Origin of the sequence: Streptomyces bauhiniae (assembly GCF_004784475.1) — a bacterium.
Classification (GTDB): Bacteria; Actinomycetota; Actinomycetes; order Streptomycetales; family Streptomycetaceae; genus Streptomyces; species Streptomyces seoulensis.
On record NZ_SRRT01000001.1, the window covers coordinates 189,405 to 214,260 of the forward strand.

A 24,856-nucleotide genomic window follows, 5' to 3' on the forward strand; every position below is an offset into this window, starting at 1 on the left:
CTTCCACTTATTCGTCGAACCTCTAGACCGTCACCCTTGACGCAGTTGCGCGGGGGTCGCAGGAGGCACCGTGCTCACCGCGTTCGCCCGGGCGTTCAGGACGCCCGACCTGCGCAAGAAGCTGCTCTTCACGCTGGGCATCATCGTGGTCTACCGGGTCGGTACCCACATCCCGATCCCCGGCGTCAATTACAAGGCCGTCCAGACCTGCGTGACCGAGGCCTCCGGCAACCAGGGCCTGTTCGGTCTGGTCAACATGTTCAGTGGTGGAGCGCTGCTCCAGATCACGATCTTCGCCCTCGGCATCATGCCGTACATCACGGCGAGCATCATCCTTCAGCTCCTCACCGTGGTGATCCCGCGGCTGGAGGCCCTCAAGAAGGAGGGTCAGTCCGGCACCGCGAAGATCACGCAGTACACCCGCTATCTGACCGTGGCGCTCGCCATCCTGCAGGGCACCGGCCTGGTGGCCACCGCCCGCAGCGGCGCGCTGTTCAGCGGCTGCACGGTCGCCGGGAACATCGTCCCGGACCAGGCGATCTTCACCACGATCACCATGGTGATCTGCATGACCGCCGGTACGGCGCTGGTGATGTGGCTCGGTGAGCTGATCACCGACCGCGGCATCGGCAACGGCATGTCGATCCTGATGTTCATCTCGATCGCCGCGACCTTCCCGTCCGCGCTGTGGGCCATCAAGAAGCAGGGCACGCTGGCCGGCGGCTGGATCGAGTTCGGCACCGTCATCCTGGTCGGCCTGGTCATGGTCGCGCTCGTCGTCTTCGTGGAGCAGGCCCAGCGCCGCATCCCGGTGCAGTACGCGAAGCGCATGATCGGCCGCCGGTCCTACGGGGGTACGTCGACGTACATCCCGCTGAAGGTCAACCAGGCCGGTGTGATCCCGGTCATCTTCGCCTCGTCGCTGCTCTACATCCCGGCGCTGATCGCGCAGTTCGCCGGCGGCGACTCGGGCTGGAAGCGCTGGATCACGGCGAACCTGACCAAGGGCGACCACCCGATCTACATCTCGCTGTACTTCCTTCTCATCGTGTTCTTCGCGTTCTTCTACGTGGCGATCTCCTTCAACCCCGAGGAAGTCGCCGACAACATGAAGAAGTATGGTGGCTTCATTCCGGGTATCCGGGCAGGCCGGCCGACCGCTGAGTACCTGAGTTACGTACTCAACCGGATCACCTGGCCGGGCTCGCTGTATCTGGGTCTGATCGCTCTCGTACCGACGATGGCGTTGGTGGGCTTCGGAGCAAGTCAGAACTTCCCCTTCGGCGGGACCAGCATCCTGATCATCGTGGGTGTCGGTCTTGAGACGGTGAAGCAGATCGAGAGCCAGCTCCAGCAGCGCAATTACGAAGGGTTCCTCCGCTGATGCGTATCGTCCTCGTCGGGCCGCCGGGTGCCGGTAAGGGAACGCAAGCCGTCCGTCTCGCCGAGAAGCTGGGCGTACCGCACATCTCCACGGGCGACCTGTTCCGCGCCAACATCTCTCGGCAGACGGAGCTGGGCAAGCTGGCCAAGTCCTACATGGACGCGGGGAACCTCGTCCCGGACGAGGTCACCATCGCCATGGCCAAGGACCGCATGGAGCAGCCGGACGCCGAGAACGGCTTCCTGCTCGACGGCTTCCCGCGCAACGTCTCCCAGGCCGAGGCGCTGGACGAGCTGCTGCAGGGCGAGGGCATCAAGCTGGACGCCGTCCTGGACCTGGAGGTCCCGGAGGAAGAGGTCGTCAAGCGGATCGCCGGCCGGCGCATCTGCCGCAACGACTCCTCGCACGTCTTCCACGTGACGTACAGCCCGCCGAAGAAGGAGGGCGTCTGCGACGTCTGCGGCGGCGAGCTGTACCAGCGCGACGACGACTCCGAGGACACCGTCCGCAAGCGGCTCGAGGTCTACCACACGCAGACCGAGCCGATCATCGACTACTACAAGGCGCAGGGGCTCGTCGTGACGATCTCCTCGCTGGGCCCGGTGGACGAGATCACCAAGCGGGCGCTGGAGGCTCTCAAGCGCGAGAAGGCCGGCAGCGAGTAAGACCCCCGGTCCTTCCCGGCCGCGGTGCCCGACCAGGGCGCCGCGGCCGTAGTGTTGTGCAGGTAACCCAGTCGGTGACGAGTGACGGAGAGCGCAGGCCCCCCATGGTGCAGATCAAGACCCCCGAGCAGATCGCGAAGATGCGGGCGGCGGGCCTGGTCGTCGCCGCGATCCACGCGGCCACCCGCGAGGCGGCGGTGCCCGGCGCGACCACCAAGGACCTGGACGACGTGGCGCGCAAGGTGCTGGACGAGCACGGCGCGAAGTCGAACTTCCTCGGGTACGGCGGGTTCCCCGCGACCATCTGCACGTCGGTCAACGACGTGGTGGTGCACGGCATCCCCTCCGAGAAAGTCGTCCTGAACGACGGCGACATCATCTCCATCGACTGCGGCGCGATCGTGGACGGCTGGCACGGGGACGCGGCCTACACCGCGTTCGTCGGCTCGGGGCACGCCCCGGAGCTGGTCGAGCTGTCGCGGGTGACCGAGGAGTCGATGTGGGCGGGGATCGCCGCGATGAAGCTGGGCAACCGGCTGGTCGACATCTCCCGCGCGATCGAGACGTACATCCGCCGGCAGCCGAAGCCGGGCGGCGGCAAGTACGGCATCGTCGAGGACTACGGCGGCCACGGCATCGGCACCGAGATGCACATGGACCCGCACCTGCTGAACTACGTCGAGCGGCGCCGCGGCAAGGGCCCCAAGCTGGTCCCCGGCTTCTGCCTCGCCATCGAGCCCATGGTCTCCCTCGGCACCCCCCGCACGAAGGTCCTCGAGGACGACTGGACCGTCATCACCACGGACGGCACCTGGTCCTCCCACTGGGAACACTCGGTAGCCCTCACCGACCAGGGCCCCTTGGTCCTGACGGCCCCGGACGGCGGCAAGGCCAAGCTGGCGGAGTACGGCGTGACGGCCGCTCCTGATCCGCTGGCATAACTGCCCGCATAACGATCAGTGGTATGGGGCAGAATTCTTCGATTCGTTTTTCCGGGTGGGCTGACGTAGACTGACTCGTCGGCTCTCGTGCACCCGCATGTCCGCATGCGCCCGTAAGGGATCGCGGGGGAGTCGATCAAGGTAGTCGATTCGAAGGGCGAAGCGTGGCCAAGAAGCAAGGTGCCATCGAGATCGAGGGCACTGTCGTCGAGTCTCTGCCGAACGCCATGTTCAAGGTCGAGCTCCAGAACGGCCACCAGGTCCTGGCACACATCAGCGGCAAGATGCGTATGCACTACATCCGTATCCTCCCTGACGACCGGGTCGTGGTGGAGCTGTCTCCGTACGACCTGACGCGTGGCCGGATCGTCTACCGGTACAAGTAGATCTTGCCCGAGTCCCGGTTTCCGCCGGGGCGATGGCACTGACCCGGAGAACCTCACCCCATGAAGGTCAAGCCGAGCGTCAAGAAGATCTGCGACAAGTGCAGGGTGATCCGCCGTCACGGCCGGGTCATGGTCATCTGCGACAACCCGCGCCACAAGCAGCGCCAGGGCTGACGCACGGCCGAACCCTCTGCACTCCTCGCAGAGTTTCGCGCGACGCAAGCTGAATTTGTTCATACGCAGAGCCCGAGCCAACCAGCTCGACACCCTCGGTCGGAGGCCGAGGACCCGGTTCGTACCTCGTACGGCGGCCGGGACCCGGCTCTGTGGAAGACCTCCGAAGAATCACCAGGAGCCATTGAATGGCACGCGTTTCCGGTGTTGACATCCCGCGCGAAAAGCGCGTGGAGGTCGCCCTCACCTACGTGTTCGGCATCGGCCGGACCCTCTCCCAGGAGACGCTGGCTGCGACCGGCGTCGACCCGAACACCCGCGTCCGCGACCTGAGCGAAGAGCAGCTCGTCGCGATCCGCGAGTACGTGGACAACAACATCAAGACCGAGGGTGACCTCCGTCGCGAGATCCAGGCCGACATCCGCCGCAAGGTCGAGATCGGTTGCTACCAGGGTCTCCGTCACCGTCGCGGCCTGCCCGTCCGCGGTCAGCGCACCAGCACCAACGCCCGCACCCGCAAGGGCCCGCGTCGCGCCATCGCCGGCAAGAAGAAGCCGGGCAAGAAGTAGTCCTCAGCGGACAACGCTTCATCAGCGGTCTTCGCCTGTAGGACCGACCACCTCCCCGTAGGAGTTTGTAGATGCCCCCCAAGGGTCGTCAGGGCGCTGCCAAGAAGGTGCGCCGCAAGGAAAAGAAGAACGTCGCTCACGGCCACGCGCACATCAAGAGCACGTTCAACAACACGATCGTCTCGATCACGGACCCGTCCGGCAACGTGATCTCCTGGGCCTCCGCCGGCCACGTCGGCTTCAAGGGTTCCCGGAAGTCGACGCCGTTCGCCGCGCAGATGGCCGCCGAGTCGGCTGCCCGCCGCGCCCAGGAGCACGGCATGCGCAAGGTCGACGTGTTCGTCAAGGGTCCGGGTTCCGGTCGTGAGACCGCCATCCGCTCCCTGCAGGCCACGGGCCTCGAGGTCGGCTCCATCCAGGACGTCACCCCGACCCCGCACAACGGCTGCCGCCCGCCGAAGCGCCGCCGCGTCTGACGCACAGCGCTCCGCTGCTGGTCTAGCGGTTCCGGGCGGTACGGCTCTTTCGGGCCGTGCCGCCCGTACCCTTGCAGTACCAAGTCGGGCGTCAAATAGCGGGCGCCCCTGACTGAAGGATTCACACATGCTGATCGCTCAGCGTCCCTCGTTGACCGAAGAGGTCGTCGACGAGTTCCGCTCCCGGTTCGTGATCGAGCCGCTGGAGCCGGGCTTCGGTTACACCCTCGGCAACTCCCTCCGCCGTACCCTCCTCTCCTCGATCCCCGGTGCCGCTGTCACCAGCATCCGGATCGACGGTGTCCTGCACGAGTTCACCACCGTGCCGGGCGTCAAGGAGGACGTCACCGACCTGATCCTCAACATCAAGCAGTTGGTCGTCTCCTCGGAGCACGACGAGCCGGTCGTGATGTACCTGCGCAAGCAGGGCCCGGGTCTGGTCACCGCCGCCGACATCGCGCCCCCGGCCGGTGTCGAGGTGCACAACCCCGACCTCGTCCTCGCCACGCTCAACGGCAAGGGCAAGCTGGAGATGGAGCTGACCGTCGAGCGCGGTCGCGGCTACGTCTCCGCCGTGCAGAACAAGCAGGTGGGCCAGGAGATCGGCCGTATCCCGGTCGACTCCATCTACTCGCCGGTTCTCAAGGTCACGTACAAGGTCGAGGCCACGCGTGTCGAGCAGCGCACCGACTTCGACAAGCTGATCGTCGACGTCGAGACCAAGCAGGCGATGCGTCCGCGTGACGCCATGGCCTCCGCCGGTAAGACGCTGGTCGAGCTGTTCGGTCTCGCGCGCGAGCTGAACATCGACGCCGAGGGCATCGACATGGGTCCGTCCCCGACGGACGCTGCGCTGGCGGCGGACCTGGCTCTTCCCATCGAGGAGCTCGAGCTGACCGTTCGGTCGTACAACTGCCTCAAGCGTGAGGGCATCCACTCCGTGGGTGAGCTGGTCGCCCGCTCCGAGGCCGATCTGCTCGACATCCGTAACTTCGGTGCGAAGTCGATCGACGAGGTCAAGGCGAAGCTGGCCGGTATGGGTCTGGCGCTCAAGGACTCGCCTCCCGGGTTCGACCCGACCGCCGCCGCCGACGCGTTCGGTGCCGATGACGACGCTGACGCCGGTTTCGTGGAGACCGAGCAGTACTGATTCGGCTACCGGTCCGTCGTGGCTGGTCGCGCAGTTCCCCGCGCCCCTTTGGGGCGCGGACCACTCCGAGCATCTGAAAAGTTGCCCGGATCTCCGACAGGCGACCGCCTGCTCGGATACTGACTCCGGTACCTGACACGGCCGGGGCAGACACTTAGGAGAAACATCATGCCGAAGCCCTCCAAGGGTGCCCGTCTGGGCGGCAGCGCCGCGCACGAGAAGCTGCTGCTCGCGAACCTCGCGAAGAGCCTCTTCGAGCACGGCCGTATCACCACCACCGAGGCGAAGGCGCGCCGGCTGCGCCCGTACGCCGAGCGTCTGGTCACCAAGGCGAAGAAGGGCGACCTTCACAACCGCCGTCAGGTGCTCCAGGTGATCACGGACAAGAGCGTCGTCCACACGCTCTTCGCCGAGATCGGCCCGCGCTACGAGAACCGCCCCGGTGGTTACACCCGCATCACCAAGATCGGTAACCGCCGTGGCGACAACGCGCCCATGGCTGTCATCGAGCTGGTCGAGGCGCTGACCGTCGCGCAGCAGGCCACCGGTGAGGCCGAGGCCGCCACCAAGCGTGCGGTCAAGGAGTCCGAGGAGGCGAAGGTCGAGCAGACCGAGGCCACCGAGGCTCCCGCCGAGGAGTCCAAGGACGCCTGAGGCTGACGCCCAAGAAGCGGGTCCGTCCCTACGGGGGCGGGCCCGCTTCCGCGTTTTTTACCAGCACGACGGCCTGAGAGGATTCCCGCGTGAGTGACGAAGCACAGCCCGGCCATGTCCGTATCCGCCTCGACCTGTCCTACGACGGCACCGACTTCCACGGCTGGGCCAAGCAGGCCGGCGGCCGTCGGACCGTGCAGGGCGAGATCGAGGACGCCCTGCGCACGGTGACCCGGTCCAAGGAGACGTACGAGCTGACGGTGGCCGGGCGGACGGACGCCGGGGTGCACGCGCGCGGCCAGGTCGCCCATGTCGACCTGCCGGAGCCGGTGTGGGCCGAGCACCGGGAGAAGCTGCTGAAGCGGCTCGCGGGCCGGCTGTCCAAGGACGTACGGGTCTGGTCCCTGGCCGAGGCCCCGCCCGGCTTCAACGCCCGTTTCTCCGCCGTCTGGCGGCGCTACGCGTACCGCGTCACCGACAACCCCGGCGGGGTGGACCCGCTGCTGCGCAACCATGTCCTGTGGCACGACTGGCCGTTGGACGTGGACGCGATGAACGAGGCGGCCCGCGCCCTGCTGGGCGAGCACGACTTCGCGGCGTACTGCAAGAAGCGCGAGGGCGCCACCACCATCCGCACCCTCCAGGAACTGAGCCTGGTGCGCGGGGTGGACGGTGTGATCACTGCCACCGTGCGCGCGGACGCCTTCTGCCACAACATGGTGCGCTCGCTGATCGGCGCCCTGCTGTTCACCGGTGACGGGCACCGGGGCCCCGAGTGGCCCGGGAAGGTGCTGGCGGCCGGGGTGCGGGACTCCGCGGTGCATGTGGTGCGGCCGCACGGGCTGACGCTGGAGGAGGTCGGCTACCCCGCCGACGAGCTGCTGGCCGCCCGGAACAAGGAGGCGCGCAACCGGCGCTCGCTGCCGTCGGCGGGCTGCTGCTGAGCGAGCGGGGGAGCGCGGGCGGCCGCTACTGGTTGGCGGCCGCCGACGCCTGCGCCTCGCCGCGCCGCCGGATCTGGCGGAAGGAGAACTGGGCCAGGTCGTTGCCGGCCGCGAACACCTTGGTGTCCTTGGTCGTCACGTCCTTGCCGCTGGTGAACCCGGCGATGGTGAAGTAGGCGTACCGGCCGAGGGTGTTGGTGGTGGAGCGGCAGATCGCGGAGTCGCAGAACGCCTTGACGCCCTTGCCGGGCAGCGCGGCGACGATGCTCTTCTTGTCGGCGCGGTCCTTGAAGCGCTGGGCGTCGGTGTCGTTGTCGAAGACGGCGACGCCCACGGTGACGGCCACGCCGTCCTTCACATAGCTGACCCGCATCAGGCGGGTGCACTTCCCCGCGGCGAGCGCCGTGGCCAGGGTGCCGCCGGCGCCGGACGCGCAGTTCTTGCTGTCGCTGGTGGCGCCCTTCTTGTACACCGTCTCGCCCATGGTGAGCTGGGTGCCGGGGAACAGGGTCTCCGGGCTCAGCGGGGCGGTGTCCTTGTTGGCGCTGGCGATGAAGTCCTTCGGGTCCAGCGGCGGGGGCGCGCTGGTGGGGGCGAAGGAGGGGGCCGTGGTCGCCGTGCCGCCCGGCAGGGAGGCGGTCGCGGGCAGGCTGGAGGGACCGCCCGCCCGGCTGTCGCCGCCCGCGTTCGACACGGCCATGGCGACGGCGGTGCCTATCGCGCCCGTGGCGAGCACGCCGCCCGCGACGAGCAGCACCTTGCGACGCTTCTTACGGTTCTCCGAGGCGTCCGCGAGCGCGGCCCAGTCCGGGGTTCCGTCGTCGTCGCCGCTCTTCCACGGCTGCTGGGATTGAGGTGTCCAAGGGTCCCACTGAGACTGGGGACCCCCCTGCCCGTAACTCATGGGGCGCATCTTAGAGGGGGCCGCGAGGTCCCGGCGCGCCCGAGGGGAGCGGGCCCGGAGGCGATACGGGGACCTTCGGCGCACGGGGGAACATTGCGGCCGGGAGGATTTCCGGCAAGCTCGTTTTGACCCGTCCGGGGGCGGCCCGGTAACCTAGCTCCTCGTTGTGTATTGGCTTGCTCATTCTCACGGGACGGGCCCTTACACCGGTCCACCGGGCCGATGACCAGCGATCAGCACGCGGTTGCGTCACCGCAGTGCGATCGAGGCTGTCGTGATCGTTTCGGTGACCTGTTCAGGACCATTCACTCGAAGCGAAGGCTACGAACCGTGCGTACGTACAGCCCCAAGCCCGGCGATGTGACGCGCCAGTGGTACGTCATCGACGCTCAGGACATCGTCCTGGGCCGTCTCGCCACCACCGCCGCGACCCTTCTCCGGGGCAAGCACAAGCCGATCTACGCGCCGCATGTCGACACCGGTGACTTCGTCATCGTCGTCAACGCCGACAAGGTGCACCTGTCCGGCAACAAGCGGACCCAGAAGATGGCTTACCGCCACTCCGGCTACCCGGGTGGTCTGCGCTCCGTCCGTTACGACGAGCTGCTGGACAAGAACCCCGAGAAGGCCGTCGAGAAGGCCGTCAAGGGCATGCTCCCCAAGAACTCCCTTGGCCGTCAGATGCTCTCGAAGCTGAAGGTCTACAAGGGTGACCAGCACCCGCACGCTGCCCAGCAGCCGGTGCCGTTCGAGATCACCCAGGTCGCGCAGTAATTCCGGCCACCCTTTAAGACTGAAGAGAATCTGAGGAGAATCGTGGCCGAGACCACCCCCGAGCAGCCGGTCGAAGAGACTGAGCTGGTCGACATCGAGAGCTACACCACCGAGACCGAGCTCCCCGTCGAGGGCGAGTACACGTCGGAGTCCCTCGCGTCCCGCTTCGGTGAGCCCCAGCCGGCCGCCGGCCTGGGCCGTCGCAAGAACGCCATCGCCCGCGTCCGGATCGTTCCGGGCACCGGCAAGTGGAAGATCAACGGTCGCACCCTCGAGGACTACTTCCCGAACAAGGTGCACCAGCAGGAAGTCAACGAGCCCTTCAAGGTGCTCGAGCTCGAAGGCCGCTACGACGTTGTCGCCCGCATCGCGGGTGGCGGTGTCTCCGGTCAGGCCGGTGCGCTCCGTCTCGGTGTCGCCCGTGCGCTGAACGAGGCGGACGTCGACAACAACCGCGGCGCCCTGAAGAAGGCCGGGTTCCTCAAGCGCGACGACCGTGCGGTCGAGCGCAAGAAGGCCGGTCTCAAGAAGGCCCGCAAGGCTCCGCAGTACAGCAAGCGCTAAACAGCGGCGCTTCGCGCGTACTCCGAACGCCCCGGCGGCACGCCCTGTGTGCCGCCGGGGCGTTCGTTTATCTCCGCCAAGGGCGTATAACGACACAAGACGCTCAAAGTCTTGTGTGATCGGATGCTCGGGCGCATGCCATGATTCCTGGCAGCAGTGACGCTTCCTCGGGAGGACAAGTGGGACGACTCTTCGGTACCGACGGCGTGCGTGGCGTCGCCAACGCGGACCTGACGGCCGAGATGGCGCTCGGCCTGTCCGTCGCGGCGGCGCACGTGCTGGCCGAGGCGGGCACGTTCGAGGGCCATCGGCCGACTGCCGTGGTGGGCCGTGACCCGCGCGCGTCCGGGGAGTTCCTGGAGGCCGCCGTCGTCGCGGGCCTCGCCAGCGCGGGCGTGGACGTGCTCCGCGTCGGTGTGCTGCCCACGCCCGCCGTCGCCCACCTGACCGGCGCGCTCGGCGCCGACCTCGGCGTGATGCTGTCCGCCAGCCACAACGCGATGCCGGACAACGGCATCAAGTTCTTCGCCCGCGGCGGCCACAAGCTCGCGGACGAGCTGGAGGGCCGTATCGAGGCCGTCTACGACGCGCACCGCCACGGCGAGCCCTGGCAGCGCCCCACCGGCGCCGGGGTCGGCCGGGTCCGCGACTACGAGGCGGGCTTCGAGACCTATGTCACCCACCTGCTGTCGGTGCTGCCCAACCGGCTCGACGGGCTGAAGATCGTCCTGGACGAGGCGCACGGCGCGGCCGCCGGTGTCTCCCCGGAGGCGTTCTCCCGCGCCGGTGCGACCCTCGTCACCATCGGCGCCGAGCCGGACGGCCTCAACATCAACGACGGCTGCGGCTCGACCCACCTGGACCTGCTGAAGGCCGCCGTGCTGGAGCACGGCGCCGACCTCGGCATCGCGCACGACGGTGACGCCGACCGCTGCCTGGCCGTGGACCACACCGGCGAGGAGGTCGACGGCGACCAGATCCTCGCCGTGCTGGCGCTGGCGATGCGGGAGCGCTCGGCGCTGTCCGCCGACACCGTCGTGGCTACCGTCATGTCCAACCTGGGCTTCAAGCTCGCCATGGAGCAGGCCGGCATCCGCCTGGTGCAGACGGCCGTGGGCGACCGGTACGTGCTGGAGGAGATGAAGGAGCACGGCTACGCCCTCGGCGGCGAGCAGTCCGGGCACGTCATCATCCTGGACCACGCCACCACCGGTGACGGCACGCTGACCGGCCTGCTGCTGGCGGCGCGGGTCGCCGAGACCGGCCGGGCGCTGCGTGAGCTGGCGTCGGTGATGGACCGGCTGCCGCAGGTGCTGGTCAACGTCCCGGACGTGGACCGCTCGCGGGTGGGCACCTCGGCCGACCTCGCGGCCGCCGTGGGCGAGGCCGAGCGTGAACTCGGGCAGACCGGGCGGGTGTTGCTGCGTCCCTCGGGCACCGAGCCGCTGGTACGCGTCATGGTCGAGGCCGCCGACATCGACCAGGCCCGCACGGTCGCCGGGCGGCTGGCGGACGCGGTCAAGTCGGCGCTGGGCTAAGCCGCTTCGGGCTTCGTGCCCGTCCCGCTCTTCGGGCCCTTCCTGCCCTTCCGGTCCTTCCTGGCCCAGAACGCCTTCTGGGCCAGGAGGGTCAGTACGCCCGCGACCACGATGCCGAACAGGTTCAGCAGCAGTTGCTCGCTGGAGCCGACGGTCTGTGTGGTGTCCCCGTAGGCGAAGGCCACGGCCGCGTTCGCGGCGGCCGGGACGGTGGTGACCGAGATGGCCACGCCGACCAGGGCGCCGGACTTGGCCGAGGTCAGCGAGAGCGTCCCCGCCACGCCCGCGAGCAGCGCCACCACGAACGAGAACGCGTCCGGCGCGTACACGAACCCGGTGTTGGGCCGGTCGCCCTCCAGCTTGGCCGCGCTGAACAGCCCGGCGGCGTCCATCAGCACGCTGAAGCCGACGGTGAGCGCCATGGCGACGGCGAAGCCGACGACCAGCGCCAGCAGCGAGCGGGACGCCAGCTTGGGCTTCCTGCGCACCAGAGCCGTACTGATCCCGGCCAGCGGACCGAACTCCGGGCCCACCGCCATCGCGCCCACGATCAGCACCGCGTTGTCCAGCACCACACCGCAGGCCGCGATCATCGTGGCGATGGCGAGGAAGGCGACGTAGGTCACCGACAGCGTCGACTCCTCGTGGGTCTCCTCGACCAGGTGCTGCCACAGCACGGCGTCCGCGGCCTCGCCGGGCGCGTCCTTCTCGGCCTGGTCGGCGCGCCGGGACAGCGTCAGACCGGTCTCGTCCGCGGCGATGGCGCCCGAGTGGTCGATGCCCAGCCGCTGGAGCCCGGAGAGCAGGCCCTCGCCCGCCTCCCGTGCCACGTCGCACATCACCACGTCCCCGGCCGGATCGCGGGCGGCGCCGGGCAGCACCACGAGATGGGTGGCGCCGACCGTGGACTCGATCAGGCGCACCACCTCGTCCGTACGGTCGGCCGGGACGATCAGACGCAAGTGCAGCATGCGCCCATCCAACCGTGTCCCCGCTACAGCTTGCGCAGGCGCAGCCGCTGCACGGTGTGGTCGGGTCCCTTGCGGAGCTGGAGGGTGGCCCGGCCGCGGGTGGGGGCGATGTTCTCGGTCAGGTTGGGCTTGTTGATGGTCCGCCACAGCATGCGCGCGTAGTCCACCGCCTCCTCCTCGGAGACCTGGGTGTACTTGCGGAAGTACGAGGACGGGTTCTGGAACGCCGTGTGGCGCAGCTTCTTGAACCGCTCCAGGTACCAGCGCTCGATGTCCTCGCCGCTCGCGTCGACGTACACGCTGAAGTCGAAGTAGTCGGCGAGGCCGACGCGGGTGCGGCCGTCGCTGCCGGGGAGGGCGGGCTGGAGGACGTTGAGGCCCTCGACGATGAGGATGTCCGGGCGGCGCACGGTGAGGCGCTCGCCGGGGACGATGTCGTAGATCAGGTGGGAGTAGACCGGTGCGGTGACCTCGTCCTTGCCGGCCTTGATGTCGGCGACGAAGCGGGTCAGGGCGCGGCGGTCGTAGGACTCCGGGAAGCCCTTCCTCGACATCAGCCCGCGGGCCTGCAGCTCCTTGGTGGGCAGCAGGAAGCCGTCCGTCGTGACCAGCTCCACGCGGGGGTGCTCGGGCCAGCGGGAGAGCAGGGCCTGGAGCAGGCGGGCCACGGTGGACTTGCCGACGGCCACGGAGCCGGCCACGCCTATGACGAAGGGGGTGCCGGACTGGGAGCCCTTCTCGCCCAGGAAGGTGTTCAGCGCGCCTCTGAGGCCGTCGGTGGCGCCCACGTAGAGGTTGAGCAGCCGGGAGAGCGGGAGGTAGATGTCCCGTACCTCGTCCAGGTCGATGACGTCGCCGAGGCCGCGCAGCTTCTCCACCTCCTCGGCGGTGAGCGGCTGCGGCGTCTTGTCGCGCAGCGCGCTCCATTCGGCGCGGGTGAGATCGACGTAGGGAGTCGCCTCCGGCCTGTGCCGGTGGGCGCTCCGGGGCATCGCGGAGACCGGTGAGATCACATTCCATTGTTAACGCTGTTTGAACGGAGTCGGGCGTGGGGTGCGTCACGCGGGCCATGGCCAAGCTGGGGTGAGCGGTGAGGGAGTTGTTCTGAGACGGCAGCACAACTTTTCTCCCGCCCACGTGTCGTGTGAACGTAAGTTCGCACAGCACGTACGCAGAGCCCGGCACTGAAACGGTGGATGGATGACCCAGAGGGATGACACGGCCGTGGCCGTCACGGCCGATGAGCGACACATGGAGGAGGCCGTCACCGTCCACGTTCCGGTGTCACAGGCACCGTCGGAGCCGAAGGAGGCCGCGCCCAGTACGCGGGGCAAGGGGCAGCGGCTGGCCGCGCTGGACGGACTGCGGTTCCTGGCCGCCGTCGCGGTGGTGGTCTTCCACTTCACCGGGCAGACCCCGGACACGATGGAGCACATCTGGGGGCGCCCGTACCAGGCGATCTTCCCGGACTCGCACCGCTATCTCGCCTTCGGCCGGCTCGGTGTCGACCTGTTCTTCCTGATCAGCGGCTTCGTGATCTGCATGAGCGCCTGGGGGCGGTCGCCGCGGGACTTCTTCATCTCCCGCGTGACCCGGCTGTACCCGATGTACTGGATCGGCGTGCTGGTGTCGACGGCCGTCATCTACCTCTTCGACACCCCGATGGGGCACCCGAACCCGCGGGTGATCTTCGCCAACCTCACCATGCTGCAGAAGCCGCTCGGCGTGGACGACCTGGACTCGGTGTACTGGACGCTCTGGCCGGAGCTCTGCTTCTACCTGACGTTCTCCATCGTGGTGTGGAAGGGCCTCACCTACACCCGTGTCGCCGTCTTCGCCGGTATCTGGACGGTCGCCGCGGTGCTGGCCCCGGCCGCGCATCTGCCGCTGCTGACGGTGCTGGTCAACCCGGTCTCCGCGCCGTTCTTCATCGCGGGCATGGCGTTCTACCTGATGTACCGGTTCCGGGCGACCCCGCTGCTGTGGGGGATCGTGCTGATGTCGTGGCTGCTGGCGATGCACTTCATCCTGACCCCGCACGGCGGCCGGCTCGACTGGGACACCTGGCACCCGTGGCGCGGCTGGCTGGTGCTGACGATCACCGGCTTCTTCGCGCTGATCGCGGCCATCGCGCTCGGCTGGACCAGCCGCATCCAGTGGCGCTGGCTGAGCGTGGCGGGAACGATGACCTTCCCGCTGTACCTGCTGCACGACGTGATCGGCCTGACCGTCGCTCACCACTTCGGTGACCGGATGGACCCCCGCCTGCTGGTGGTGTGCACGGTGGCCGCGCTGGTCCTGCTCGCCTACGTGGTGCACCGGCTGGTGGAGCGCCCGATCGCGAAGTACATGCGCCGCTGGCTCAACAGCGCCTCCTTCGGCCTGGAGGCCCCGGCGGTACGCCGAGGCTGAGCGCTCGTTTCTGTCGGCTCGGCGGTCCGTACGCGAGTGAAAATTTCCGAATCCGGGCACGCGGAAGCGGTTTTCGATCGCTGACGGACCGTAGGCTGCGGCACATGTGCGGAATCGTGGGATACGTAGGGGCGCAGTCGGCGCTCGATGTCGTGATGGCCGGGCTGAAGCGGCTGGAGTACCGGGGCTACGACTCGGCCGGTGTCGCGGTGCTCGCGGACGGCGGGCTGGCCACGGCGAAGCGGGCCGGGAAGCTGGTCAACCTGGAGAAGGAGCTGGGCGAACACCCGCTCCCGGCCGGCACCACCGGCATCGGGCACACCCGCTGGGCCACCCACGGCGGCCCGACGGACGCCAACGCCCACCCGCACCTGGACAACGCGGGCCGGGTCGCGGTCGTGCACAACGGCATCATCGAGAACTTCGCCGTACTGCGCGCCGAACTCGCCGAGCGCGGCCATGACTTGGCCTCCGAGACGGACACCGAGGTGGTCGCGCACCTGCTGGCGGAGGAGTTCTCCGCGAGCGCCGACCTCGCGGAGGCGATGCGGCTGGTGTGCCGCCGCCTGGAGGGCGCGTTCACCCTGGTCGCCGTGCACGCCGACGAGCCGGACGTGGTCGTGGGCGCCCGCCGCAACTCCCCGCTGGTGGTGGGCGTCGGCGAGGGCGAGACGTTCCTCGCCTCCGACGTGGCCGCGTTCATCGCGCACACCCGCGAGGCCGTCGAGCTGGGCCAGGACCAGGTGGTCGAGCTGCGCCGCGACGGCGTCACGGTGACCGGCTTCGACGGCAGCCCCGCCGACGTCCGCGCCTACCACGTCGACTGGGACGCCTCGGCCGCCGAGAAGGGCGGCTACGACTACTTCATGCTCAAGGAGATCGCCGAGCAGCCCAAGGCCGTCGCGGACACCCTCCTCGGCCGCATCGACCCGTCCGGCTCGCTCACCCTGGACGAGGTCCGGATCGGCGCCGCCGAGCTGCGCGAGGTGGACAAGGTCGTCATCGTCGCCTGCGGTACCGCCTTCCACGCCGGGCTGATCGCCAAGTACGCCATCGAGCACTGGACCCGCATCCCCTGCGAGGTCGAGCTGGCCAGCGAGTTCCGCTACCGGGACCCGATCCTGGACGGGCGTTCGCTGGTCATCGCCATCTCCCAGTCCGGCGAGACCATGGACACCCTGATGGCCCTCAGGCACGCCCGCGAGCAGGGCTCCAAGGTGCTGGCGATCTGCAACACCAACGGCTCGACCATCCCGCGCGAGTCCGACGCCGTGCTCTACACGCACGCCGGCCCCGAGGTCGCCGTCGCCTCCACCAAGGCGTTCCTGACCCAGTTGGTCGCCTGCTACCTCGTCGCCCTCTACCTGGGCCAGGTGCGCGGCACCAAGTGGGGCGACGAGATCCGGGACGTCATCCGCGACCTCTCCCGGATCTCCGGCGCGGTCGACCGGGTCCTGGAGACCATGGAGCCGGTACGGGAACTCGCCCGCTCGCTGGCGGAGAAGAACACGGTGCTCTTCCTCGGCCGCCATGTGGGCTACCCCGTCGCCCTGGAGGGCGCCCTCAAGCTCAAGGAACTCGCCTACATGCACGCCGAGGGCTTCGCGGCGGGCGAGCTGAAGCACGGCCCGATCGCGCTGATCGAGCAGGACGTGCCGGTCGTCGTCATCGTGCCCTCCCCGCGCGGCCGTTCGGTCCTGCACGACAAGATCGTCTCCAACATCCAGGAGATCCGTGCCCGCGGCGCCCGCACCATCGTCATCGCCGAGGAGGGCGACGAGGCGGTCGTCCCGTACGCCGACCACCTGATCCGCATCCCGGCGACGCCCACCCTGCTCCAGCCGATGGTCTCCGCCGTGCCGCTCCAGGTGTTCGCCTGCGAACTGGCCACCGCACGCGGCAACGAGGTGGACCAGCCGAGGAACCTGGCGAAGTCGGTGACGGTGGAGTAGGGGGACGCCCGTAGGCTCCCGGCATGAGCATCATCGGGGTCGGGATCGACGTGGCCGAGATCGACCGGTTCCGGGCGGCGCTGGAGCGCACGCCCAACCTGGCGGCCCGGCTGTTCGTCGCGGGGGAGCTGACGCTGCCGGGCGGGGAGCGGCGCGGGATCGCCTCGCTGGCCGCCCGCTTCGCGGCCAAGGAGGCCCTCGCCAAGGCGCTGGGCGCCCCCGCCGGGCTGCTCTGGACCGACGCCGAGGTGTACGTCGAGGCCAGCGGACAGCCCCGGCTGCGGGTCAAGGGCACCGTCGCGGCCCGCGCGGCCGAGCTGGGGGTGCGCTCCTGGCACGTCTCGCTCAGCCACGACGCGGGCGTCGCCTCCGCCGTGGTGATCGCCGAGGGGTGAACCATCCGGGTGCGAGGGCCCGCGATTCGGGGGCAGACTCGGACCCATGCGACTTGCGTACAGCGTGGAGACGGTACGGGCCGCCGAGCGCGCCCTGATGGCCCGGCTGCCCGAGGGCGCCCTGATGCAGCGGGCGGCCGCCGGACTGGCCGCCGCCTCGGCCGAGTTCCTCGGGCGGGTGTACGGCAGCCGGGTGGTGCTGCTCGTCGGCAGCGGCGACAACGGCGGCGACGCGCTGTACGCCGGGGCCCGGCTGCGCCGGCGCGGCGCCGGGGTCACCGCCGTGCTCCTTTCCCCCGACCGTGCCCACGAGGGCGGCCTCGCCGCGCTGCGCCAGGCGGGCGGCGCCGTCGTCGGCCCCGAGCGGGCGCTCGGCGCGATCGAGCGGGCCGACCTCGTGGTGGACGGCGTCGTCGGCATCGGCGGCAAGGGGGGCCTCAGGCCCGAGGCCGCCCGCCTCGCCTCGGCCGCCGAGCGGGCGCGGGCCGCGATCGTCGCCGTGGACCTGCCCAGCGGGGTCGACGCGGACACCGGCGAGGTGTCCGGCGCCGCCGTACGCGCCGACCTCACCGTCACCTTCGGCGCCTACAAGCCCGGCCTGCTGATCGACCCCGGCCGGGAGTACGCCGGGACGGTACGGCTGATCGAGATCGGCCTCGAACTGCCCCCGGACCCGGTGCTTCAGGCCCTCCAGCACGAGGACGTGGCCCGGCTGCTGCCCCGGCCCGGCGCCGAGAGCGACAAGTACCGGCGCGGGGTGCTCGGCATCGCCGCCGGCTCCGCGCGCTACCCCGGCGCCGCCGTCCTCGCTGTCTCCGGCGCGCTGCGCGGCGGCGCGGGCGCCGTACGGTACGTCGGTCCCGCCGGGGACGCGGTGATCGCCCGCTTCCCCGAGACCCTCGTCTCCGACCAGGGCCCCGACCACGCGGGCCGGGTGCAGGCGTGGGCGGTGGGACCGGGCGCCGGGGACGACGCGGCGACCGTGGCCAAGGTGCTCGGCGCCGACGTACCCGTGCTGCTGGACGCCGACGGGCTGCGGCTGGCCGACCGCGACCTCGTACGGGCGCGCACCGCACCGACCCTGATGACCCCTCACGCGGGCGAGGCCGCCGCCCTGCTGGGGGTGCGCCGCGAGGAGGTCGAGGCGGCCCGCCTGACCTCGGTGCGCGAACTGGCCACGGCCTACCGGGCGACGGTGCTGCTGAAGGGCTCCACCACCCTGGTAGCCGACCCCGGCGGCGGCCCGGTCCGGGTCAACTCCACCGGCACCGGCTGGCTGGCCACGGCCGGCAGCGGTGACGTGCTGTCAGGGCTCACCGGGTCGCTGCTCGCCTCCCACCTGTCCGCCCTGGACGCGGCCAGCGTCGCCGCCTACCTCCACGGCCTCGCCGGGCGCCTGGCCTCGCGCGGCGCCCCCATCGCCGCGCTGGACATCACCGAGCACCTCCCCGACGCCTGGCGGGACGTCGTACGGGACTGAGCGCGGCGGATCGCCGAGGAGTGCGGCCGGGGGCCGCCGACGCCCTCTGAGAGACTGGGGGCGCCATGAACGAGACTTCCGCTGTGCCGACCGCGCCCCTGCGCGCCCGCGCCGAGATCGATCTGGGTGCCCTGCGCGCCAACGTCCGGGCGCTGCGCGCCCGTGCCGAGGGCGCGCACCTGATGGCCGTCGTCAAGTCGGACGCGTACGGCCACGGCGCCGTGCCCTGCGCCCGCGCCGCCCTGGAGGCCGGGGCGACCTGGCTGGGCACGGCCACCCCGGAGGAGGCCCTCGCGCTGCGCGCGGCCGGGCTGCCGGGCCGGATCATGTGCTGGCTCTGGGTGCCCGGCGGGCCCTGGCGGCAGGCGATCGAGGCGGACCTCGATGTCGCGGTGAGCGGCATGTGGGCGCTGCGCGAGGTCACCGAGGCCGCGCGTGAGGCGGGCCGTACCGCGCGGGTGCAGCTCAAGGCGGACACCGGGCTCGGCCGCAACGGCTGCCAGCCCGAGGACTGGCCCGAGCTGGTCGGCGCCGCCTTGGAGGCCGAGGCCGCCGGGCTGATCAAGGTCACCGGACTGTGGTCCCACTTCGCTTGCGCCGACGAGCCCGGCCATCCCTCCATCGCCGCCCAGCTCACCCGGTTCCGCGAGATGGTGGCGTACGCGGAGGAGCGGGGCGTGGCGCCCGAGGTGCGGCACATCGCCAACTCCCCGGCCACGCTGACCCTTCCGGAGACCCACTTCGACCTGGTCCGCACCGGCATCGCGATGTACGGCATCTCGCCCAGCCCCGAGCTGGGCACCCCGGCCGACTTCGGGCTGCGCCCGGTGATGACGCTGAGCGCGTCGCTGGCGCTGGTCAAGCGGGTGCCGGGCGGCCACGGCGTCAGCTACGGCCACCACTACGTCACCCCCGGCGAGACCACCCTCGGCCTGGTGCCGCTGGGCTACGCCGACGGCATCCCCCGGCACGCCTCGGGCGGCGGCCCGGTGCTGATCGACGGCAAGCTGCGGACGGTCGCGGGGCGCGTCGCGATGGACCAGTTCGTGGTCGACCTCGGCGGCGACGAGCCCGAACCGGGCACGCGTGCCGTGCTGTTCGGGCCCGGCGACGGGGGCGAGCCCACCGCCGAGGACTGGGCGCAGGTGTGCGGCACGATCGCGTACGAGATCGTCACCCGGATCGGCACCCGCGTGCCCCGCGTCCATGTGAACGGATGACCCCCGCGGGTACCGGGCACGCTACTGTCCGGTAGCTCCGGGGCGCACCGGCCCGGCGGACGGCATGACGGCGAGGAGGGGAACGGCACGTGAGCGAGAGCAGTGCGGAGGCCGTGGTGGACGCGGTGGCCGCGACGGCCGCGTCCGGCGGCTGGCGCAAGGCGACCGGTCTCGCCGGCGCCGCGATAGGCGTCCTCGCCGCGGGCGCGGCGGCCGGGGTCGCCATAGAGCGGATGACGGTCGGCCGCGGCATGCGCCGCAAGGCCGCCCTGGCGCTGGACTCCACCGGCCCCTACGGCACCCTGCGCGGCACCCCGGACAAGGCGGTCGCCGACGACGGCACCGAGCTGTACTACGAGGTCGACGACGTCGAGCCCGACCCCGGCCCGCACGTCTCCCCGCGCCGCCGCAGGCTCTTCGGCCGCAAAGCGCCCGCCCCGGTGACCGTCGTCTTCTGCCACGGCTACTGCCTCGGCCAGGACTCCTGGCACTTCCAGCGGGCCGCCCTGCGCGGCGTCGTCCGCACCGTCCACTGGGACCAGCGCAGCCACGGGGAGTCCGGGCGAGGCGTGGCCCAGACCCGCGACGGGCTGCCCGTCACCATCGACCAGCTCGGCCGGGACCTGAAGGCGGTGCTGGACGCCGCCGTGCCCGAGGGGCCCGTGGTGCTGGTGGGGCATTCGATGGGCGGGATGACGGTCATGGCGCTGGCCGCGCAGTTCCCGGAGTACATCCGGGACCGCGTCGTCGCCACCGCGTTCGTCGGCACCTCCTCCGGCCGGCTCGGCGAGGTCAACTTCGGGCTGCCGGTGGCCGGGGTGAACGCGGTGCGCCGAGTATTGCCGGGCGTGCTGAAGGCGCTGGGGCAGCAGGCGGAGCTGGTGGAGAAGGGGCGCCGGGCCACCGCGGAGCTGTTCGCCGGGGTGATCAAGCGGTACTCGTTCGCGGGGCGGGACATCGACCCGGCCATCGCGCGGTTCGCGGAGCGGATGATCGAGTCCACCCCGATCGACGTGGTCGCGGAGTTCTACCCGGCCTTCACCGACCACGACAAGACCGAGGCGCTGGCCTGCTTCACGGACATGCCGGTGCTGGTGCTGGCCGGGGTGCGGGACCTGGTCACGCCGAGCGAGCACAGCGAGGCCATCGCGGACCTGCTGCCCGACGCCGAGCTGGTGCTCGTGCCGGACGCCGGGCATCTGGTGATGCTGGAGCACCCCGAGGTCGTCACCGACCGCCTCGCGGACCTGCTGACCCGCGCGGGAGCCGTCCCGGCAGGGGCTACCGTAAGCGGTTATGGACGAGGCAGTAACACCGCACAACCCGGCTGAGACCCGGCTCACCGTCAGCTCCCCCGAACAGATGCGGGAGCTGGGCCTCAAACTGGCCGGCCTGCTGCGCGCGGGCGACCTGGTGATGCTCACCGGCGAGCTGGGCGCGGGCAAGACGACGCTGACCCGGGGGCTCGGCGAGGGGCTCGGGGTGCGCGGCGCGGTCACCTCGCCGACCTTCGTCATCGCGCGGGTCCACCCCTCGCTGGTCGACGGACCGCCGCTGGTCCACGTCGACGCCTACCGGCTCTCCGGGGGTCTTGACGACATGGAGGACCTGGATCTCGACGTGTCCCTGCCCGAGTCGGTCATCGTCGTGGAGTGGGGCGAGGGCAAGGTCGAGGAACTGACCGACGACCGGCTGCAGATCCTCATCCACCGCGCGGTCGGCGACACCACCGACGAGGTCCGCCACGTCACCCTGACCGGGCTCGGGGACCGCTGGGCGAAGGCCGATCTGGACGCGCTGGCGGGCTGAGGGCACCGATATCCCGACAGGCTGTCGGAAACGTATTGCGCGGGACGTACCGGGCGTGGTCACATGGTACCCAGCCCGCGGTTAGGCATACCTAACCCCGACCGCCCCCGCAGCTCAGGAGGCGCCCCATGCCCGCTCCGCACCGCCCCGAGCCGACCCCCCAGGTCCCCATGCGCGCCCTGCTGGCGTCCTGCGCGGCGGCCAAGGCCATCTCCACCCCACCCCCGGCCCCGGACCCGGTCGAACACGCGCCGGCCCAGCGCAAGGCGGCCTGAGCCGCCCGCTCACCCGCGTCAGCGGATCACCACCACCGGCACCCCGATCGTGGCGAACTGCCACATCGCCTCGCCGTCGGGGCGGGTCTCGCGGATGGCGCCGGTGCGAGGAGAGCCGGGTTCGGCGGCCTGGTTGCGGGTGGCGGCGCTGAAGCCGACCGTGACGCCCTTGACCTGGGTGAAGCGGACGACGTGCTCGACCGGGAGGCCGTCGCTGCCGGTGATGGCGTTGGAGCGGGAGGTCACCCAGTAGGAACCGGGCGCCGGGTCGACACCGCCGGGGCGGACGCCGAAGGTACGGGTGACGCGGCCGTGGTCGTTCACCAGCCAGACGCGGTCGTCGTCCACCGAGTAGACGACCCGCTCGCCCTTGCCCGAGTTCGCCGGCAGGGCCGTGGGGTGACGGCGGTCGCGCGGGGCCTTGGTGACGGCCACCGAGGGGGAGGCGCTCGCCGAGGGGGCGCGCAGGCTCGCCGGTACGGTCGCGTCGGCCTGGTAGGCGAGGAGGCCGACGGTGCCGACGGACACCGCGACGAGTCCGGCCACGATCCCCGAGCTGGTCCCTGCCACGTGCGCCACCTCTGCCTCGTACTCGTGCCGACCCGTTACGGTTCGCGCGATATGTCGTACTTCATACAGACCGTAGCAGTCAGTGACGGTCCGACCGGGACGGGCGTGCGCGAGCCGTCGGCGCCGTAGGCTGTTCGCGTGCTTCTGCTCGCTCTGGATACCGCCACCCCCGCCGTCACCGTCGCCCTGCACGACGGGACGGACGTCGTCGCCTCGTCGAGCCAGGTGGACGCCCGCCGCCACGGCGAGCTGCTGCTGCCCGCCGTGGACCGCGTGCTCGCCGCCGCCGGGGTCAAGCTGGACGCCGTGACCGGCATCGTCGTCGGCACCGGGCCCGGCCCGTACACCGGGCTGCGGGTCGGTCTGATGACCGCCGACACCTTCGGGCTCGCCCTCGGCGTCCCCGTGCACGGCGTGTGCACCCTGGACGGTCTGGCGTACGCGGCCGACATCGCCAAGGGCCCCTTCGTCGTGGCGACCGACGCCCGGCGCAAGGAGGTCTACTGGGCGACGTACGCCGACTCCCGCACCCGGCTCACCGGCCCGGCCGTGGACCGCCCGGCCGACATCGCCGAGCGCGTCGCGGGGCTGCCCGCCGTGGGCGCGGGCGCGCTGCTCTACCCGGACACCTTCCCCGACGTGCACGAGCCGGAGCACGTCTCCGCCGCCGCGCTCGCGTCGCTGGCCGCCGCGAAGCTGGCCGCCGGTGAGGAGCTGGACGAGCCCCGCCCGCTGTACCTGCGCAGGCCCGACGCCCAGGTGCCGAAGAACTACAAGGTGGTCACCCCCAAGTGACCGCGAAGCTGCGCGAGATGCGCTGGTGGGACATCGACCGGGTCCTTGAGCTGGAGAAGGACCTGTTCCCCGAGGACGCCTGGTCGCGGGGCATGTTCTGGTCCGAGCTGGCCCACGCGCGCGGGGACGGCGCCACCCGCCGCTACCTCGTCGCGGAGGACGGCGGCCGGCTCGTCGGATACGCCGGGCTCGCCTCCTCCGGCGACCTCGGCGACGTGCAGACCATCGCCGTCGCCCGCGACCAGCAGGGCACCGGCCTCGGCGCCCGGCTGCTGACCGAGCTGCTGCGGGCCGCGACCGCCTTCGAGTGCGCCGAGGTGATGCTGGAGTGCCGGGTGGACAACACCCGCGCCCAGAAGCTCTACGAGCGCTTCGGCTTCGCCCCCATCGGCTTCCGGCGCGGCTACTACCAGCCGGGCAACGTGGACGCCCTGGTGATGCGCCTGACCGACCCCTCTTCCTCCCTGGAAGACGTACAAGGAACCGAGATCAATGGCTGACGAACCTCTCGTCCTCGGCATCGAGACCTCCTGCGACGAGACCGGCGTCGGCATCGTGCGCGGCACCACCCTGCTCGCCGACGCGGTCGCCTCCAGCGTCGACGAGCACGCCCGCTTCGGCGGTGTCGTGCCCGAGGTGGCGTCCCGCGCGCACCTGGAGGCGATGGTCCCGACCATCGACCGCGCCCTGAAGGAGGCGGGCATCACCGCCCGCGACCTCGACGGCATCGCGGTCACCGCCGGCCCCGGCCTCGCGGGCGCCCTCCTGGTCGGCGTCTCGGCAGCCAAGGCGTACGCCTACGCCCTCGGCAAGCCGCTGTACGGCGTGAACCACCTCGCCTCGCACATCTGCGTGGACCAGTTGGAGCACGGCCCGCTGCCCGAACCGACCATGGCGCTGCTGGTCTCCGGCGGGCACTCCTCGCTGCTGCTCTCCTCGGACATCACCTCCGACGTCCGGCCGATGGGCGCGACCATCGACGACGCGGCCGGCGAGGCGTTCGACAAGATCGCCCGCGTGCTGAACCTGGGCTTCCCCGGCGGCCCGGTCATCGACCGCTACGCCCGCGAGGGCGACCCGACCGCCATCGCCTTCCCGCGCGGCCTGACCGGCCCCCGCGACCCGGCGTACGACTTCTCCTTCTCCGGCCTGAAGACCGCCGTGGCCCGCTGGATCGAGGCCAGGCGGGCGGCCGGCGAGGAGGTGCCGGTGCGGGACGTGGCCGCGTCCTTCCAGGAGGCCGTGGTGGACGTGCTGACCCGCAAGGCGGTGCGCGCCTGCAAGGACGAGGGCGTGGACCACCTGATGATCGGCGGCGGTGTCGCGGCCAACTCCCGGCTGCGGGCGCTGGCCCAGGAGCGCTGCGAGGCGGCCGGCATCCGGCTGCGCGTGCCGCGTCCCAAGCTGTGCACGGACAACGGCGCGATGGTGGCCGCGCTCGGCGCCGAGATGGTCGCCCGCAACCGGTCCGCCTCCGACTGGGACCTGTCCGCCGACTCCTCCCTGCCGGTGACCGACCCGCACGTGCCGGGCAACGGGCACAGCCACGACCACGACCATGTGCACGAGGTCAGCAAGGAGAACCTGTACTCGTGAGCGTCGCCCTGATGTGGGAGGCGAAGGCCGCCGAGGGCCGGGGCGGGGACCTCCTCGCCTGGGCCCGCGCGCAGCGGCTGGACGGCAGCCCGCTGCGCCGCGAGACCTTCCGCGCGCCGGGCGACCGGGTACTGGTCATCACCTGGTGGGACGCGGCCTACGACGCGGACGTGCCGGAACTCCCGGCGCCGGACGCGGAGCTGGTGTCCCGGCCGGTGCACCGGTGGCGGTTCGAGCCGGTCGAAAACTGAGCGCCTG

General features: G+C 70.7%; 29 protein-coding genes. 25 read left to right on the plus strand and 4 right to left on the minus strand.

Annotated elements, in window-relative coordinates; all coding sequences use genetic code 11:
- The first annotated feature begins 70 nt into the window (after window positions 1-70).
- From secY to truA, 10 genes are all read left to right on the plus strand, one after another.
- Window positions 71-1,384 (plus strand): preprotein translocase subunit SecY, encoded by a 1,314-nt coding sequence (secY, locus tag E5083_RS00995; protein ID WP_135783686.1) that lies wholly within the window; start codon window positions 71-73, stop codon window positions 1,382-1,384.
- Window positions 1,384-2,049 carry an adenylate kinase gene (locus tag E5083_RS01000; protein ID WP_135783687.1) on the plus strand — a complete coding sequence of 222 codons (666 nt, stop codon included), beginning with the start codon at window positions 1,384-1,386 and terminating at the stop codon, window positions 2,047-2,049. Before secY ends, E5083_RS01000 begins: the two co-directional genes overlap by 1 nt.
- Before the next feature lie 104 nt (window positions 2,050-2,153).
- Window positions 2,154-2,990: a type I methionyl aminopeptidase gene (gene map / locus E5083_RS01005; RefSeq protein WP_135783688.1), complete on the plus strand. Its 837-nt coding sequence runs from the start codon at window positions 2,154-2,156 to the stop codon at window positions 2,988-2,990.
- Window positions 2,991-3,154: 164 nt separating this feature from the next.
- Window positions 3,155-3,376: a translation initiation factor IF-1 gene (infA, locus tag E5083_RS01010; RefSeq protein WP_003948620.1), complete on the plus strand. Its 222-nt coding sequence runs from the start codon at window positions 3,155-3,157 to the stop codon at window positions 3,374-3,376.
- A gap of 60 nt (window positions 3,377-3,436) precedes the next feature.
- Window positions 3,437-3,550, plus strand: a complete 114-nt coding sequence (gene rpmJ / locus E5083_RS01015) for a 50S ribosomal protein L36 (protein ID WP_003974245.1) — start codon at window positions 3,437-3,439, stop codon at window positions 3,548-3,550.
- A 188-nt stretch (window positions 3,551-3,738) separates the two neighbouring features.
- Entirely contained in the window at window positions 3,739-4,119 is a 381-nt protein-coding gene (gene rpsM, locus E5083_RS01020; RefSeq protein WP_030811707.1) for a 30S ribosomal protein S13, read from the plus strand.
- A gap of 71 nt (window positions 4,120-4,190) precedes the next feature.
- Window positions 4,191-4,595 (plus strand): 30S ribosomal protein S11, encoded by a 405-nt coding sequence (gene rpsK, locus E5083_RS01025; RefSeq protein WP_003956432.1) that lies wholly within the window; start codon window positions 4,191-4,193, stop codon window positions 4,593-4,595.
- 127 nt (window positions 4,596-4,722) lie between these two features.
- On the plus strand, window positions 4,723-5,745 hold the full coding sequence (locus E5083_RS01030) for a DNA-directed RNA polymerase subunit alpha (protein ID WP_003966937.1): 1,023 nt from the start codon (window positions 4,723-4,725) through the stop codon (window positions 5,743-5,745).
- A 168-nt stretch (window positions 5,746-5,913) separates the two neighbouring features.
- Window positions 5,914-6,399 (plus strand): 50S ribosomal protein L17, encoded by a 486-nt coding sequence (gene rplQ / locus E5083_RS01035; RefSeq protein ID WP_030811710.1) that lies wholly within the window; start codon window positions 5,914-5,916, stop codon window positions 6,397-6,399.
- 89 nt (window positions 6,400-6,488) lie between these two features.
- Window positions 6,489-7,343, plus strand: a complete 855-nt coding sequence (truA, locus tag E5083_RS01040; RefSeq protein ID WP_135783689.1) for a tRNA pseudouridine(38-40) synthase TruA — start codon at window positions 6,489-6,491, stop codon at window positions 7,341-7,343.
- Window positions 7,344-7,368: 25 nt separating this feature from the next.
- Here the strand turns inward: truA and E5083_RS01045 are convergent, their stop codons facing one another.
- Window positions 7,369-8,247, minus strand: coding sequence for a hypothetical protein (locus E5083_RS01045; RefSeq protein WP_135783690.1), 879 nt, complete (start codon window positions 8,245-8,247; stop codon window positions 7,369-7,371).
- 330 nt (window positions 8,248-8,577) lie between these two features.
- Here E5083_RS01045 and rplM point away from each other — a divergent pair, with 330 nt between their 5' ends.
- The 3 genes from rplM (at window position 8,578) to glmM (ending at window position 11,123) form a co-directional block, all read left to right on the plus strand.
- Window positions 8,578-9,021, plus strand: coding sequence for a 50S ribosomal protein L13 (gene rplM / locus E5083_RS01050; RefSeq protein ID WP_030811719.1), 444 nt, complete (start codon window positions 8,578-8,580; stop codon window positions 9,019-9,021).
- A gap of 42 nt (window positions 9,022-9,063) precedes the next feature.
- Entirely contained in the window at window positions 9,064-9,585 is a 522-nt protein-coding gene (gene rpsI / locus E5083_RS01055) for a 30S ribosomal protein S9 (protein ID WP_135783691.1), read from the plus strand.
- A gap of 179 nt (window positions 9,586-9,764) precedes the next feature.
- Window positions 9,765-11,123: a phosphoglucosamine mutase gene (glmM, locus tag E5083_RS01060; RefSeq protein ID WP_135783692.1), complete on the plus strand. Its 1,359-nt coding sequence runs from the start codon at window positions 9,765-9,767 to the stop codon at window positions 11,121-11,123.
- Here the strand turns inward: glmM and E5083_RS01065 are convergent.
- On the minus strand, window positions 11,120-12,094 hold the full coding sequence (locus E5083_RS01065) for a DUF389 domain-containing protein (RefSeq protein WP_135783693.1): 975 nt from the start codon (window positions 12,092-12,094) through the stop codon (window positions 11,120-11,122). The genes glmM and E5083_RS01065 overlap by 4 nt on opposite strands.
- Before the next feature lie 23 nt (window positions 12,095-12,117).
- Window positions 12,118-13,086, minus strand: a complete 969-nt coding sequence (gene coaA, locus E5083_RS01070; protein WP_167513458.1) for a type I pantothenate kinase — start codon at window positions 13,084-13,086, stop codon at window positions 12,118-12,120.
- Between the two features lie 208 nt (window positions 13,087-13,294).
- On the opposite strand from coaA, the gene E5083_RS01075 reads away from it, so the two are divergent.
- The 8 genes from E5083_RS01075 to E5083_RS31055 all read left to right on the plus strand — a co-directional run bounded on the left by E5083_RS01075 (window position 13,295) and on the right by E5083_RS31055 (window position 21,637).
- Window positions 13,295-14,506 (plus strand): acyltransferase family protein, encoded by a 1,212-nt coding sequence (locus tag E5083_RS01075; protein ID WP_135783695.1) that lies wholly within the window; start codon window positions 13,295-13,297, stop codon window positions 14,504-14,506.
- Window positions 14,507-14,610: 104 nt separating this feature from the next.
- Window positions 14,611-16,458 (plus strand): glutamine--fructose-6-phosphate transaminase (isomerizing), encoded by a 1,848-nt coding sequence (gene glmS / locus E5083_RS01080; protein WP_135783696.1) that lies wholly within the window; start codon window positions 14,611-14,613, stop codon window positions 16,456-16,458.
- A gap of 23 nt (window positions 16,459-16,481) precedes the next feature.
- A complete protein-coding gene (locus E5083_RS01085; protein WP_086692735.1) occupies window positions 16,482-16,853 on the plus strand; it encodes a holo-ACP synthase in 372 nt (123 codons plus the stop codon).
- Window positions 16,854-16,899: 46 nt separating this feature from the next.
- Entirely contained in the window at window positions 16,900-18,333 is a 1,434-nt protein-coding gene (locus E5083_RS01090) for an NAD(P)H-hydrate dehydratase (protein WP_208753902.1), read from the plus strand.
- Window positions 18,334-18,398: 65 nt separating this feature from the next.
- Complete coding sequence (gene alr, locus E5083_RS01095; RefSeq protein WP_135783697.1) at window positions 18,399-19,553, plus strand: alanine racemase; 1,155 nt, start codon at window positions 18,399-18,401, stop codon at window positions 19,551-19,553.
- Between the two features lie 89 nt (window positions 19,554-19,642).
- Entirely contained in the window at window positions 19,643-20,884 is a 1,242-nt protein-coding gene (locus E5083_RS01100) for an alpha/beta fold hydrolase (protein WP_135783698.1), read from the plus strand.
- A complete protein-coding gene (tsaE, locus tag E5083_RS01105; protein ID WP_135783699.1) occupies window positions 20,850-21,362 on the plus strand; it encodes a tRNA (adenosine(37)-N6)-threonylcarbamoyltransferase complex ATPase subunit type 1 TsaE in 513 nt (170 codons plus the stop codon). The genes E5083_RS01100 and tsaE overlap by 35 nt, the downstream gene beginning before the upstream one ends.
- A gap of 128 nt (window positions 21,363-21,490) precedes the next feature.
- Window positions 21,491-21,637, plus strand: coding sequence for a hypothetical protein (locus E5083_RS31055; protein ID WP_167513426.1), 147 nt, complete (start codon window positions 21,491-21,493; stop codon window positions 21,635-21,637).
- Window positions 21,638-21,655: 18 nt separating this feature from the next.
- On the opposite strand, the gene E5083_RS01110 is transcribed toward E5083_RS31055, so the two are convergent.
- Window positions 21,656-22,207, minus strand: coding sequence for a hypothetical protein (locus E5083_RS01110; protein ID WP_135783700.1), 552 nt, complete (start codon window positions 22,205-22,207; stop codon window positions 21,656-21,658).
- 138 nt (window positions 22,208-22,345) lie between these two features.
- Between E5083_RS01110 and tsaB the strand changes: the two genes are divergently transcribed.
- The 4 genes from tsaB to E5083_RS01130 are packed head-to-tail and all read left to right on the plus strand — an operon-like array spanning window position 22,346 to window position 24,849.
- Window positions 22,346-23,002 carry a tRNA (adenosine(37)-N6)-threonylcarbamoyltransferase complex dimerization subunit type 1 TsaB gene (gene tsaB, locus E5083_RS01115; RefSeq protein ID WP_135783701.1) on the plus strand — a complete coding sequence of 219 codons (657 nt, stop codon included), beginning with the start codon at window positions 22,346-22,348 and terminating at the stop codon, window positions 23,000-23,002.
- Between the two features lie 17 nt (window positions 23,003-23,019).
- Window positions 23,020-23,502, plus strand: a complete 483-nt coding sequence (rimI, locus tag E5083_RS01120) for a ribosomal protein S18-alanine N-acetyltransferase (RefSeq protein WP_030811764.1) — start codon at window positions 23,020-23,022, stop codon at window positions 23,500-23,502.
- Complete coding sequence (gene tsaD / locus E5083_RS01125; protein ID WP_135783702.1) at window positions 23,495-24,598, plus strand: tRNA (adenosine(37)-N6)-threonylcarbamoyltransferase complex transferase subunit TsaD; 1,104 nt, start codon at window positions 23,495-23,497, stop codon at window positions 24,596-24,598. Before rimI ends, tsaD begins: the two co-directional genes overlap by 8 nt.
- A complete protein-coding gene (locus tag E5083_RS01130) occupies window positions 24,595-24,849 on the plus strand; it encodes a hypothetical protein (RefSeq protein ID WP_135783703.1) in 255 nt (84 codons plus the stop codon). Before tsaD ends, E5083_RS01130 begins: the two co-directional genes overlap by 4 nt.
- Window positions 24,850-24,856: the final 7 nt, after the last annotated feature.

What these genes read in the sequence shown, in the direction of transcription:
- E5083_RS01000 (WP_135783687.1), top strand. Translation starts at nt 1,384, where the DNA reads ATGCGTATCGTCCTCGTCGGGCCGCCGGGTGCCGGTAAGGGAACGCAA.
- map (WP_135783688.1), top strand. Translation starts at nt 2,154, where the DNA reads ATGGTGCAGATCAAGACCCCCGAGCAGATCGCGAAGATGCGGGCGGCG.
- rpmJ (WP_003974245.1), top strand. Translation starts at nt 3,437, where the DNA reads ATGAAGGTCAAGCCGAGCGTCAAGAAGATCTGCGACAAGTGCAGGGTG.
- rpsM (WP_030811707.1), top strand. Translation starts at nt 3,739, where the DNA reads ATGGCACGCGTTTCCGGTGTTGACATCCCGCGCGAAAAGCGCGTGGAG.
- rpsK (WP_003956432.1), top strand. Translation starts at nt 4,191, where the DNA reads ATGCCCCCCAAGGGTCGTCAGGGCGCTGCCAAGAAGGTGCGCCGCAAG.
- E5083_RS01030 (WP_003966937.1), top strand. Translation starts at nt 4,723, where the DNA reads ATGCTGATCGCTCAGCGTCCCTCGTTGACCGAAGAGGTCGTCGACGAG.
- rplQ (WP_030811710.1), top strand. Translation starts at nt 5,914, where the DNA reads ATGCCGAAGCCCTCCAAGGGTGCCCGTCTGGGCGGCAGCGCCGCGCAC.
- E5083_RS01045 (WP_135783690.1), bottom strand. Translation starts at nt 8,247, where the DNA reads ATGAGTTACGGGCAGGGGGGTCCCCAGTCTCAGTGGGACCCTTGGACA.
- E5083_RS01065 (WP_135783693.1), bottom strand. Translation starts at nt 12,094, where the DNA reads ATGCTGCACTTGCGTCTGATCGTCCCGGCCGACCGTACGGACGAGGTG.
- coaA (WP_167513458.1), bottom strand. Translation starts at nt 13,086, where the DNA reads ATGCCCCGGAGCGCCCACCGGCACAGGCCGGAGGCGACTCCCTACGTC.
- E5083_RS01075 (WP_135783695.1), top strand. Translation starts at nt 13,295, where the DNA reads ATGACCCAGAGGGATGACACGGCCGTGGCCGTCACGGCCGATGAGCGA.
- glmS (WP_135783696.1), top strand. Translation starts at nt 14,611, where the DNA reads ATGTGCGGAATCGTGGGATACGTAGGGGCGCAGTCGGCGCTCGATGTC.
- E5083_RS01085 (WP_086692735.1), top strand. Translation starts at nt 16,482, where the DNA reads ATGAGCATCATCGGGGTCGGGATCGACGTGGCCGAGATCGACCGGTTC.
- E5083_RS01090 (WP_208753902.1), top strand. Translation starts at nt 16,900, where the DNA reads ATGCGACTTGCGTACAGCGTGGAGACGGTACGGGCCGCCGAGCGCGCC.
- alr (WP_135783697.1), top strand. Translation starts at nt 18,399, where the DNA reads ATGAACGAGACTTCCGCTGTGCCGACCGCGCCCCTGCGCGCCCGCGCC.
- tsaE (WP_135783699.1), top strand. Translation starts at nt 20,850, where the DNA reads ATGGACGAGGCAGTAACACCGCACAACCCGGCTGAGACCCGGCTCACC.
- E5083_RS31055 (WP_167513426.1), top strand. Translation starts at nt 21,491, where the DNA reads ATGCCCGCTCCGCACCGCCCCGAGCCGACCCCCCAGGTCCCCATGCGC.
- rimI (WP_030811764.1), top strand. Translation starts at nt 23,020, where the DNA reads ATGCGCTGGTGGGACATCGACCGGGTCCTTGAGCTGGAGAAGGACCTG.
- tsaD (WP_135783702.1), top strand. Translation starts at nt 23,495, where the DNA reads ATGGCTGACGAACCTCTCGTCCTCGGCATCGAGACCTCCTGCGACGAG.